Here is an 11384-nt window from a genome sequence, read left to right as displayed (position 1 = left end):
CGCGCTTCGACGACCGCGACCGGCCGTCGACGCCGAACGGGTTCGGTGAGCCTCCGTCCGCGCCACCGGCGTTCCCACCCGGTGTGCCGTCCTTCGTCGGAACCGCGCTTCGACGACCGCGACCGGCCGTCGACGCCGAACGGGTTCGGTGAGCCTCCGTCCGCGCCACCGGCGTTCCCACCCGGTGTGCCGTCCTTCGTCGACGCACCGGGCAACAACCGACCGGTCAACGGGGTCCGGCCGCAGTCCGGCGCCGAGCGACCGGCCGACCGGTTCGGCGGCCCGGCGGCTTCGGCGGCCGGTGCCGCCACCGTGAACGGCGCGCCGAGCTTCGGCGGGCCGCAGTTCGGCGGCCCCGGCGCTGACCCGGCACCCGGCGGTAACTTCCCGCCGGCCTTCCCGCCGGCCGCTCAGCAGCCCGCGCCGTCCTGGGGTCAGGAGTCGGAGCAGGGCCGGTTCGACGCGTTCAAGCCGGACGCCGAGGAGCCGAAGGTCGAACCGCCGACGCCGAAGGTGCGCAACGGTCGGGTGCTGGCCGCGGTGCTGATCGCCGCGGTGCTCATCCTGGCGGTGCCGCTGGGTCTGCTGATGCTGCTCGGCAAGTTCGGCGGCGGCGACGACGCGCCGACCTTCGATCCGGCGGTCGGCACCTGCGTGAAGAAGTCCGGTGAGGGTGCCTCGGCGGCGGACTGCGGCGAGGCGGGCGCGTTCACCATCGTCTCCAAGGTGGACGCGAAGGAGAAGTGCACCGACACGACGCAGCCGCACGTGGTGCTGCCGGGTGACGGGACCAACCGGGTGCTCTGCCTCAAGCCGGCCACCCCGTAGACACACCGCGAAGGCGGGGCCACGGTCGTCCGTGGCCCCGCCTTCGTCGCTCAGGTTCCAACGGTCGTACAAGCCTCGTCGGAGCGTGAACCGCCTCGTCTGCGCAGGTCCCGCGTCGGCTCGCAACCCGGTTCAGGCACCATGGGGGCATGAGCGCACGAGTACGGGCCCCCGAGCTGCGCGGTCGGGGCTGGCTGAACACCGGTGGACGCGACCTCAAGCTCGCCGACCTTCGCGGCAAGATCGTCCTGGCGGATTTCTGGACCTTCTGCTGCATCAACTGCCTGCACGTGCTCGACGAACTCCGCCCGCTGGAGGAGAAGTACGGTGACGTGCTCGTCGTGATCGGCGTGCACTCGCCGAAGTTCGAGCACGAGAAGGACGCCGACGCGCTGGCCGCCGCCGTCGAGCGGTACGGGGTGCGTCACCCGGTCCTCGACGATCCTGAGATGGACATGTGGCAGCAGTACGCGGCCCGGGCGTGGCCGACGCTGTCGGTGATCGACCCCGAGGGGTACGTGGTGGCCACCATGGCCGGCGAGGGGCATGCCGAGGGTCTGGCCCGCCTGATCGACGATTTGATCGCCACCCATGAGGCCAAGGGCACCCTGCACCGGGGTGACGGCCCGTACGTCCCGCCACCGGCGGCGGAGACCACGCTGCGTTTCCCGGGCAAGGCGGTGGTGCTTCCGGACGGCAACCTGCTGGTGTCCGACTCGGCGCGGCACTCGCTGGTCGAGTTGGCCCCGGACGGCGAGGCGCTGGTGCGCCGGATCGGCTCGGGCGAGCGGGGCCGGGCCGACGGGCCGGGCACGGCGGCGACGTTCTCCGAGCCGCAGGGCCTCTGCGTGTTGCCCACGCACGTCGCCGAGGTGGCCGGCTACGACCTGGTGGTCGCCGACACGGTCAACCACCTGCTGCGGGGCGTACGCCTGGAGTCCGGCGAGGTGGTGACCGTGGCCGGCAGCGGGCGGCAGTGGCGCGCGTCGGTCGACGACCACGCGCACGACGCGCTGGCCGTGGACCTCTCCTCCCCCTGGGACCTGGCCTGGTACGACGACAAACTGATCATCGCGATGGCGGGCATCCACCAGCTCTGGTGGTTCGACCCGATCAAGCGGACCGCCGGGATGTACGCCGGCACGACTGTCGAGGCGCTGCGCGACGGCCCGCTGGCCGAGGCGTGGATGGCGCAGCCGTCGGGGCTGTCCGTCTCCGCCGACGGCACCCGGCTCTGGATCGCCGACAGCGAGACCAGCGCCGTCCGGTACGTCGAGAACGGGGTGCTGGGCACGGCCGTGGGGCAGGGCCTGTTCGACTTCGGTCACGTGGACGGGCCGGCGGAGTCGGCACTGCTCCAGCATCCGCTGGGGGTGTGCGCGCTACCGGACGGTTCGGTGCTGATCGCGGACACCTACAACGGCGCGGTGCGTCGTTTCGACCCGGCCACCAACCAGGTGTCCACGGTCGCCGACGGGTTGGCCGAGCCGAGCGACCTGGTCCTCACCCCGGCCGGTGAGGTGCTGGTGGTGGAGTCCGCGGCGCACCGGCTGACCCGACTGGCTCCGGGTGCGTTGTCGGCGGCCGGCGCCAGCACGGTGGACGGGCCCCGGCACCGCACCGAGCGGAAGCCGACCGACGTGGCGGCGGGCGAGGTCACCCTCGACATCGTCTTCACGCCCGCGCCGGGGCAGAAGCTGGACGAGTCGTTCGGGCCGTCGACCCGGCTGGTGGTCTCCGCGTCCCCGCCGGAGCTGCTGGTGGATGGTGCCGGCACGGGCACCGAGCTGTCCCGGCGGCTGGTGCTCAACGGCGAGGTCACGGGTGGGGTGCTCCAGGTGACCGCGCAGGCGGCGACCTGCGACGCGGACGTCGAGCACGCGGCCTGCCACCTGACCCGGCAGGACTGGGGCGTGCCGGTCCGGGTGGTCGACGGTGCCGCGGCGCGGCTTCCGCTCGTGTTGCGGGGCCTCGACGCGTAAGCGCTCAGGCGAACGGGGCCAGGGCGACTCCGGCGTCGATCAGGCTGGCGCGGACGAGTTCGGTGGCGGAGACCGCCCCGGGTGTGTCGCCGTGTACGCAGATCGACTGCACCGGGCAGGGGATCACCGTCCCGTCCACCGCCACGACGACCCGCTCGGTGGCCATCCGCACGGCGCGGGTGGCCACCTCCTCCGGGTCGGTGATCAGGGCGCCCGGGTGGCCGCGGGGGACCAGCGAACCGTTGGGCAGGTAGCCGCGGTCGCCGAATGCCTCGGCGACCACCGGCAGGCCGGCGCCGACGGCCAGTTGGGCGAGTGTCGAGCCGGGCATGCAGAGCACGGGCAGCTCGGGGTTGTGGCCGGAGACGGCGGCGACCACGGCGGCCGCCTGGGACTCTTCGGTGGCGGCGGCGTGGTAGAGCGCGCCGTGCGGCTTGAGGTAGCGGACCCGGGTGCCGAACAGCCGGCAGAACGCGTCCAGCGCACCCAACTGGTAGGTCACCTCGTCGCGTAGCTCGGCGAAGTCGTACGCGATGCGCCGCCGGCCGAAGCCGGCCAGGTCCCGGTAGCCGACCTGCGCGCCCACCGCGACCCCGCGCCGCGCGGCGCCCTCGCAGACCCGCCGCATGGTGGACGGGTCACCGCCGTGGAAGCCGCAGGCGACGTTCGCGGAGGTGACCAGGTCCAACAGTGCGTCGTCGTCGCCGAGTCGCCAGATGCCGAATCCCTCGCCCAGGTCAGCGTTGAGGTCCATGGAATCTGACGGTAGTGCCTGGCCGGGCCTGCGCGAGCGGGGTCACGTCGGTGACCACCCCGATGACGGGGTATCCGCCGGTGGTCGGGTGGTCGGCGAGGAAGATCAGGGGTTGTCCGTTCGCCGGCACCTGCACCGCGCCGAGCACGATGCCCTCGCTGGGCAGTTCGCCGGCGACCGCGCGGGGCAGCGGCGCGCCGGCGAGCCGCGCGCCGACCCGGTTGCTGACCGGGCTCACGGTGTACGGGGTGCTGAGCAGCCGGTCGAGCGCGGTCGGGGTGAACCAGTCCTCCCGCGGGCCGAGGCGCACACTCAGGTGCAGCTCCGGCGGGGGTGCGGTACCGACGGTCAGGTCGACCGGGGCGGGCTCGCCGTGCGGTTGACCGAGCGGCAGCCGGTCGCCGTCGCGCAGCGAGGGCGGACCGAGCCCGGAGAGGGTGTCGGTGGAGCGGCTGCCGAGCACCGGTGGCACATCGATCCCGCCGGCCACGGCCAGCCAACTCCGTACGCCCCGACGCGCCGGGCCGATCCGCAGCACCGTCCCGGCCGGCACGCTGAGTGGGCGTCCGGTGTCGCCGGGCCGGTCGCCGACGTGGACCACCACGTCGGCGCCGGTGACGGCGACCGTGGTGGCCCGGGTCAGCCGCAGCGCGCAGCCGGTGAGGGTGATCTCCAGCCCGGCTGCCCGCTCGGGGTTGCCGACCAGCCGGTTGGCCAGTCGCAGGGCGCTCGGGTCGAGCGCGCCGGACCGGGGTACGCCGAGGTGCGCCCAGCCGGGCCGGCCCAGGTCCTGCACGGTGGTGAGCGCGCCGGCGCGCAGCGCCTCGATCCGGGCGGCGCCGGTCACGCGGCCTCCATCCGCACGTCGGTGCCCGGGGCGAGCCGGGCCGGTGGCTCGGCGTGCACGTCGAAGAGGACGAGGTCGGTCCGACCGACCAGCAGCCAACCGCCGGGGGACGCGCTCGGGTAGATGCCGGCGTAGGGGCCGGCCAGGGCGACCGAGCCGGCCGGTACCCGGGGGCGGGGGGTCGCCAGTCGGGGTAGCGCCAGCTCGGCGGGGAGTCCGGTCAGGTAGGGAAACCCGGGGGCGAAGCCGCAGAAGGCGACCCGGAACCGGGTGCCGGTCAGCCGGCGGAGCACCGCCGGCACGTCGACGCCCCAGTGGTCGGCGACGGCCGGCAGGTCCGGCCCGTCAAAGTGGACCGGGACGACGACCTGCGTGCCGTACGACCCGCCGGCCTGACTGGCGGTCCTGGCCGTGGCGGTGACCGTGGGCGCCCAGCGGGACAGGTCTTCGGTGGTGGCGGCCGGGTCCGGCAGACCGTCGAGCAGGATGGTGCTGGCCGCCGGCACGATGTCGACGGTGGTCAGGTCCCCCTGTTCGCGGCGGCGCCACAGCTCGGCCCGCCACGCCTCGACCAGGTCCGCCTCGGGGACGTCGTCCTCGGGCACGTCGGCGGGGGCGGTGCAGTCGAGCAGCAGGGCGTGCGCGCCGACGGGTCGGATCCGCATCGGCTCATCTTCGCCGATGGCCTGTCGATGCGGCGTTCACGGTGACGGTGCCAAGCGTCACCGGCGCAACTACTTGCAGGTAACCTACGGTGCCGTAGCCTGATGTCGTGACCACCTCCGCCCCGCTTCGCCTGAAGCCGGTCGACATCGGTAAGCCCCGGATGCGCGGCTGGCTGCACACGTACGCCTTCTTCGCCGCTCTGGTCTCCGGCATCGTGCTCTGCTCGATCGCCGCCACCAGGCCGGGGTGGGCGCCGTTGGTGAGCTGCGTCGTCTACAGCCTGACGGTCTGCGGGCTCTTCGGCACCAGCGCCCTGTACCACCGTCGTGTGTGGTCGGAGCGCGGCTACCAGGTGATGCGCCGGATGGACCATTCGATGATCTTCGTGTTCATCGCCGGCACGTACACCCCGCTCTGCGCCATGCTGCTCACGACCCGGCAGACCACCATCATGCTGGCCCTGGTCTGGGGTGGCGCGCTGGCCGGTGTGGCGCTCAAGGTGGTCTGGCCGCACGCGCCGCGCTGGGTCTCCGCGCCGCTCTACCTGGCGCTCGGCTGGGTGGCGGTGGCCATGCTGCCGGAGATCCTGCACGGCGGCGGCGTCACGGCGCTGGTCCTGCTGATCGTCGGCGGCGCCATCTACAGCATCGGCGCGGTGTTCTACGCCCTGCGCCGGCCCAACCCGTGGCCGACGGTGTTCGGGCATCACGAGTTCTTCCACGCCTGCACCCTGCTGGCCGCGCTGTGCCATCACATCGCGATCTACCTCGCGCTGTTCGCCTGAGCCCAGCGGGCGAGCGGTCCGAAGGTTCCTGATCTTGGCGGGTCGGTGGGTGGGTCGTGGTTTCCGGGCACACGCGAGCCGGGGCCCCGCGACGCTGCGGGACCCCGGAGTGCGCGAGCGAGGGTCAGACCGGGCGACCCGGCCGACGCACCTCGCGGTACTCCTGCACGACCCGGTCGTCCTGGACCGGCACCACCCGGTCGGCCACGACACGCTCCTCGCGGACGGGTGCGGCGACCACCGTGCGGCGGCGACTGTTCCAGAAGTAGAGGGTGGTGATCAGGCCGGCGACACCGGCCAGCATCAGCACCCAGCCGACGACGGCCAGGTTCAGCCAACCCAGGTCGGCCTCCACGGCGAATGCGAAGATCGCGCCCAACGCGATCAGGAAGATGCTGCCACCAATGCCCATGTCTCGCTCCTCGGCTCTAACCTGGCGTACTGCCCGCCGCGGCCGTCGGTAGGGGTGCGGCATCCATCGACTTACCCCGGCACGGAGATCGCCAATCGGGCAAGCTGGGGACATGACGGACGCCCACCCCGAGACACGGACACTGGTGCTGCTCCGGCACGCGAAAGCCGAGCCGGGCGGCGACGGCGCGGACGACGCCGACCGGTCGCTGAGCGCGCGCGGAGACGCCGACGCGGCAGCTGCCGGCGCGTGGCTGGCCCACCACGGGCTGCTGCCCGACGTGGTGATCTGTTCGACCGCCCGGCGCACCCGGCAGACCTGGCACGGCGTGGCGATGGGAATGACCGGTGCGCCGCCGGAGGGCGGGCCGACCGGTCCGAGCCCGACGGTCCGCTACGAGCCGGGCGCGTACGACGCCCACCCCGAGGAACTGCTGGCGCTGGTCCGCACCGTTGACCCGGCGGCCCGGACGGCGCTGCTGATCGCCCACAATCCGGGCATCTCGCTGCTGTCCGCGCTCCTCGACCCGGAGGGTCTGGACGAGGAGGGTCTGCGGACCGCCGAGCTGGCGGTGCACGCCAGCACCCACGGCTGGGCGGAGCTGGGCCGCGGCGGTGCGCCGATGACCGGACGGCACACCGCACGCGGCTGAGCCACCCGCAGACGGTCGACGGGTGGCTCAGGTGGTCTGCTCAGGAGGGCGGCGCGGTCGGCGGCGGCGGGTCGGGTGGCGGCGGCATCATCGCCGTGGGATGAGAGAGCCGGTTCTCCTCGACGATGAGGGTCCGGGCCCGCTTGCGCCGGTCCTGCCAGAACCAGAGGGTGGTCAGCAGGACGGCCAGCCCGGCCAGGATGAACACCCAGCCGACCGCCCGCACGTCGATCCACCAGACGTTGGCTCGCAGCGCGAAGGTCAGGATCGCGCCGATCGCGATGAGAAAGATTCCGCTTCCTACACCCATGTGCGCTGCACTCCCCCGTGCGGTGGCTCTGGGCGTTCCCTTTCGTGGTCACGCGACGGTTACCCGTCACGGCACCGGCATACCCGAGGGGGCGAGGCCAATGTCCGGCCGGCCGCGCGTCTGCTACCCCGACATTCGCCGCTGCCGGTCGACTTCGCCCCTCCCGGAGCGCGGAAACGCCGACGGCCAGCGGGGCGGATGCCCTCGCCGGCCGTCGACCGGGGGTGACGGGTGGTGCGAGCCGGAACCTTCAGGCGTGCCGTGGCACGCTCAGAAGGCATCCTCCGGGAGGTCCATGATGTCGAGGTCGGCGCCCTCGATGATGCGCCGGTCGGCACCGATGCGCGGCAGCACCTCGCGGGCGAAGAAGCGCGCGGCGGCCACCTTGCCGGTGTAGAACGCCTTGTCGCGGTCGGAGACCTCGCCGGCCAGCGCCTTCAGCGCCACGTCGGCCTGCCTCTGGAGCAGCCAGCCGACGACCAGGTCGCCGATGGCCAGCAGGAAACGTCGGCTGCTCAGCCCGACCTTGTAGAGGGCCCGGGTGTCGCCGCCCTGCGCCTCGCCCAGCCAGCCGGTCAGCACGCCGAGGATGTTCTGGATCTCGGCGAGCGCCTTGCCGAGCGCCTGCCGCTCCTCCTTGAGCTGGCCGTTGCCCGCCTCGGAGGAGATGAACTCCTGGATCTCGCCGGCGACCGCCATCAGCGCCTTGCCGTTGTCCCGGACGATCTTGCGGAAGATCAGGTCCAGGCTCTGGATGGCCGTGGTGCCCTCGTACAAGGTGTCGATCTTGGCGTCCCGGACGTACTGCTCCAGGGGGTAGTCCTGAAGGAAGCCGGAGCCACCGAAGGTCTGCAGCGCCTCGTGCCCGAGCAGCTCGTACGCCCGCTCCGAACCGACGCCCTTGACCAGCGGCAGCAGCAGGTCGTTGACCCGCTTGGCCAGCTTGGTGTCCTTCTCGTCGCCGGCCGCCTCGGCGATCGCGACCTTGTCCTGCCAGGTGGCGGTGTAGAGGACCAGGGCGCGCAGACCCTCGGCGTACGACTTCTGCAGCAGCAGTGACCGGCGCACGTCCGGGTGGTGGGTGATGGTGACCCGCGGGGCGGTCTTGTCCGCCTGCTGGATCAGGTCGGCGCCCTGCACCCGGTTCTTCGCGTACTCCAGGGCGTTCAGGTACCCGGTGGAGAGGGTGGCGATGGCCTTCGTGCCGACCATCATCCGGGCGTACTCGATGATCATGAACATCTGCCGGATGCCGTCGTGCTTGTCGCCCAGCAGCCAACCCCTGGCCGGCACGCCGTGCTCGCCGAAGGTCACCTCGCAGGTGTTGGAGACCTTCAGGCCCATCTTGTGCTCGACGTTGGTGGCGTAGACCCCGTTGCGCTCGCCCAGCTCGCCGGTGGTCTCGTCGAAGTGGTACTTCGGCACCACGAAGAGCGACAGACCCTTGGTGCCGGGGCCACCGACGCCCTCCACCCCCACCGGGCGGGCCAGCACGTAGTGCACGATGTTGTCGCTCAGGTCGTGCTCACCGGAGGTGATGAACCGCTTCACGCCCTCGATGTGCCACGTGCCGTCCGGCTGCTGGATGGCCCGGGTACGGCCGGCGCCGACGTCCGAGCCGGCGTCCGGCTCGGTGAGCACCATGGTGGACCCCCACTGCTTGTCGATGAAGAGCCTGGCCCACTGCCGCTGCCGCTCGTTGCCCTCGACGTGCAGCACGTGCGCGAAGGACGGGCCGGAGGCGTACATCCAGACCGGGGCGTTCGAGCCGAGCACCAGCTCGGCGAGGGCCCACCAGAGGGCACGCGGCGCGTTGGTGCCACCCAGCTCGGGCGGCAGGTCCAGCCGCCAGAACTCGGAATCCATGAATGCCTGGTAGGACTTCTTGAACGACTCGGGCAGCGGAGCGGTGTGCGTGGTCGGGTCGAAGACCGGCGGGTTGCGGTCGCTGTCCGTGTAGCTGGCGGCCAGGTCCTCGCGGGCGAGGCGGTCGACCTCGGCGAGAAAACTGCGGGCGGTGTCGGTGTCGAGATCCGAGTACGGCTCCTGGCCGAACGCCCGGTCCGCCCCGAAGACCTCGAACAGGTTGAATTCAAGGTCCCGCAGGTTGCTCTTGTAGTGGGTCATGCTCACTGGCCCCGCTTCCGGACAGGTGTTACCGATCAGTAACCCCGACTGTATTACTCGCGGGTAGGCAGCGACAAGCGGATCACCCAAGTGACGGCGATTACACACACGCTCGTAACAGACCGGCGGGCCGAGCCATCAGCTCTCGGCGGCACCGACCTCCCAGCTCGGTACGGCCGCAGCGGCGCCGGTACGGGCACCCACGTACTCCATCAGGACCAGGGCGATGTCGTCATCGAGCCGGCCGTGCACCCACTCGACGAGGGCGGTCTCCAACGAGGCCAGCCCGTCGGCGACCGTGCCGTGCCCGAGCAGCCGCCAGGCCCGGTCGGCGGTGGGAAAGAACTCGCCGTCCCGCCGGGCCTCACCAAGGCCGTCGGTGAACAGCAGCAGCCGGTCGCCGGGCTCCAGGCGCTCCACCCGGGGGCGGACCACCGGCATGAACCCGAGCGGGGGCGCCGGCGCCGGCGGCTCCAGCGGAATCACCGCACCCCGGCGGAGCAGCAGCGGTGGCGGGTGCCCACAGTTGACGATGGTGAGCGTGCCACCCCGCTCCTCCACCAGCGCCGCCGTCACGAAGTCCTCGTCGCCGACGTTGCGGGCCACCGCCCGGTCCAGGTCGGCGACGACAGCCCGCAGGTCCGCCCGCTCGTAGGCCACGTGCCGGTACGAGCCGAGGACGATGCTCGCCAACCGGACGGCGTCCAGCCCCTTGCCGCGCACGTCGCCAATGATCATGCGCACCCCGTAGGGCGTGTCGATCGCCTCGTAGAGGTCGCCGCCGATCTGGGCCGTCGCCGTGGAGGAGATGTAGCGACCGGCCACCGAGAGCGTGCCGACCTGCGGGCCGAGCGGACGCAGCACCGCCTGCTGGGCCACCGAGGCGAGCTTGGACAGCTCGGCGATCTGCTCGGCCTGCCTCTGCCGTACCGCCGCCACCGCCACGGCCAAGGCGGTGCCGAGCGCGACACCGACCACGTTGACCGAGGTGACCAGCTCCATCTTCGGCTCGATGACGGCGAAGCCGGCTCCGATCAGGGTCGCCGCGGAACCCACCCCCAGCACCACCTGCCAGGACGCCAGGGCGGCGGCGAGGTACGGCGCAGCCGCCAGCAGTGCGATGTAGTGCGCGAGGCGACCGTCGGCCGCCTCCACCGCCGAGACGATCATGAGCAGCGCGAGGGCCGCGCCGAGGCCGGCGCGGGATCCGGGGCTCAGCGGGCGGCGGCCCGACTGGAGGAGTCGCGTGGGTACGAGGGACAGCATGCCTGATTGACGTGAACCGGTGAATGAACCTGACCCCTCGTCCGAGGAGGTTCTGACCGGCCGGCTCGGGTGTCTGGCCGGATCGGCGGGAACCGAACCGCTCAGCCGAGCACCTCGTAGCGGACGGTGAGCGCACCCACGTCGACCGACGCGATGGTGGCGAAGGCGGACCGGGAGAGGTCCAGGCAGCGGCCGTCGATGAACGGGCCGCGGTCGTTGATCCGCACCACCACCGACTTGCCGTTGGCCGGGTTGGTCACCCGGACCTTCGAGTTGAAGGGCAGCGTCTTGTGCGCGGCGGTCAACGCGTTCGGGTTGAACGACTCGCCGTTGGCGGTGAGCTGGCCGTCGGAGTAGAACGAGGCACCACACGAACCGCTATCCAGCACCTTCGCCGCCGCCGTGGCCTTCTTCGCGGTCGGGCTCGGCTTCGGCGACGCGGTGCGGGCCTTGGCCCGGGAGGCGGCCTGTGCCGACCGGCTGGCCGACGGGCTGGCCGTCACGCTCGGCGAGGCGCTGGCGCTCGGGGAGGCGGCCGGGGTGGTCGCGGCGAAGCTGCTGGGGGCGGTGGTCGGGGTGAAGTCGAGAGCCGCCTGCCCCGACTGCCCGGAGCCCGAGGTCAGTTGGACGGCACCGAAGCTGCCTCCGACGGCGAGGGCGATGCCGACCGCCGCGGTGGCCGCGATGCCCGCCGGAGAGGAGAAGATGCGGGTACGGGAGTGCCTGCCTGCCACCGGCGGGTCCTTTCGTCGACTG

General features: G+C 72.3%; 12 protein-coding genes. 4 read left to right on the top strand and 8 right to left on the bottom strand.

What is annotated here, in order from left to right; translation table 11 throughout:
* Both JNW91_RS12905 and JNW91_RS12900 read left to right on the top strand, forming a co-directional pair.
* On the top strand, positions 1–828 hold an 828-nt coding region (locus JNW91_RS12905; RefSeq protein ID WP_456085408.1), incomplete at its 5' end, for an LppU/SCO3897 family protein.
* A gap of 149 nt (positions 829–977) precedes the next feature.
* Positions 978–2810 (top strand): NHL domain-containing thioredoxin family protein, encoded by a 1833-nt coding sequence (locus JNW91_RS12900; RefSeq protein WP_203175074.1) that lies wholly within the window; start codon positions 978–980, stop codon positions 2808–2810.
* A 4-nt stretch (positions 2811–2814) separates the two neighbouring features.
* Here the strand turns inward: JNW91_RS12900 and JNW91_RS12895 are convergent, their stop codons facing one another.
* The 3 genes from JNW91_RS12895 to JNW91_RS12885 are packed head-to-tail and all read right to left on the bottom strand — an operon-like array spanning position 2815 to position 5076.
* Positions 2815–3564 carry a LamB/YcsF family protein gene (locus tag JNW91_RS12895; protein ID WP_203175073.1) on the bottom strand — a complete coding sequence of 250 codons (750 nt, stop codon included), beginning with the start codon at positions 3562–3564 and terminating at the stop codon, positions 2815–2817.
* On the bottom strand, positions 3548–4411 hold the full coding sequence (locus tag JNW91_RS12890; protein ID WP_203175072.1) for a 5-oxoprolinase subunit C family protein: 864 nt from the start codon (positions 4409–4411) through the stop codon (positions 3548–3550). The genes JNW91_RS12895 and JNW91_RS12890 overlap by 17 nt, the downstream gene beginning before the upstream one ends.
* On the bottom strand, positions 4408–5076 hold the full coding sequence (locus JNW91_RS12885; protein ID WP_203175071.1) for a 5-oxoprolinase subunit B family protein: 669 nt from the start codon (positions 5074–5076) through the stop codon (positions 4408–4410). The genes JNW91_RS12890 and JNW91_RS12885 overlap by 4 nt, the downstream gene beginning before the upstream one ends.
* Positions 5077–5183: 107 nt before the next feature.
* Here JNW91_RS12885 and trhA point away from each other — a divergent pair, with 107 nt between their 5' ends.
* Complete coding sequence (gene trhA, locus JNW91_RS12880) at positions 5184–5861, top strand: PAQR family membrane homeostasis protein TrhA (protein WP_203175070.1); 678 nt, start codon at positions 5184–5186, stop codon at positions 5859–5861.
* A 124-nt stretch (positions 5862–5985) separates the two neighbouring features.
* Here trhA and JNW91_RS12875 read toward each other — a convergent pair whose 3' ends face one another.
* On the bottom strand, positions 5986–6273 hold the full coding sequence (locus JNW91_RS12875) for a DUF6458 family protein (RefSeq protein WP_203175069.1): 288 nt from the start codon (positions 6271–6273) through the stop codon (positions 5986–5988).
* A 112-nt stretch (positions 6274–6385) separates the two neighbouring features.
* On the opposite strand from JNW91_RS12875, the gene JNW91_RS12870 reads away from it, so the two are divergent.
* Entirely contained in the window at positions 6386–6925 is a 540-nt protein-coding gene (locus JNW91_RS12870) for a SixA phosphatase family protein (protein WP_203175068.1), read from the top strand.
* A gap of 40 nt (positions 6926–6965) precedes the next feature.
* On the opposite strand, the gene JNW91_RS12865 is transcribed toward JNW91_RS12870, so the two are convergent.
* The 4 genes from JNW91_RS12865 to JNW91_RS12850 all read right to left on the bottom strand — a co-directional run bounded on the left by JNW91_RS12865 (position 6966) and on the right by JNW91_RS12850 (position 11362).
* A complete protein-coding gene (locus tag JNW91_RS12865) occupies positions 6966–7235 on the bottom strand; it encodes a DUF6458 family protein (protein WP_030332052.1) in 270 nt (89 codons plus the stop codon).
* A gap of 270 nt (positions 7236–7505) precedes the next feature.
* Complete coding sequence (locus tag JNW91_RS12860; RefSeq protein WP_203175077.1) at positions 7506–9362, bottom strand: acyl-CoA dehydrogenase; 1857 nt, start codon at positions 9360–9362, stop codon at positions 7506–7508.
* Between the two features lie 138 nt (positions 9363–9500).
* Positions 9501–10628, bottom strand: a complete 1128-nt coding sequence (locus JNW91_RS12855; RefSeq protein WP_203175067.1) for a PP2C family protein-serine/threonine phosphatase — start codon at positions 10626–10628, stop codon at positions 9501–9503.
* A gap of 101 nt (positions 10629–10729) precedes the next feature.
* Complete coding sequence (locus JNW91_RS12850) at positions 10730–11362, bottom strand: septal ring lytic transglycosylase RlpA family protein (RefSeq protein ID WP_203175066.1); 633 nt, start codon at positions 11360–11362, stop codon at positions 10730–10732.
* Positions 11363–11384: the final 22 nt, after the last annotated feature.

It is taken from the genome of Micromonospora parastrephiae (genome assembly GCF_016802865.1).
GTDB classification, from domain to species: Bacteria; Actinomycetota; Actinomycetes; order Mycobacteriales; family Micromonosporaceae; genus Micromonospora; species Micromonospora parastrephiae.
Note: the sequence above shows the minus strand (reverse complement) of the source record. Positions and strands in the feature narration are given on the sequence as shown.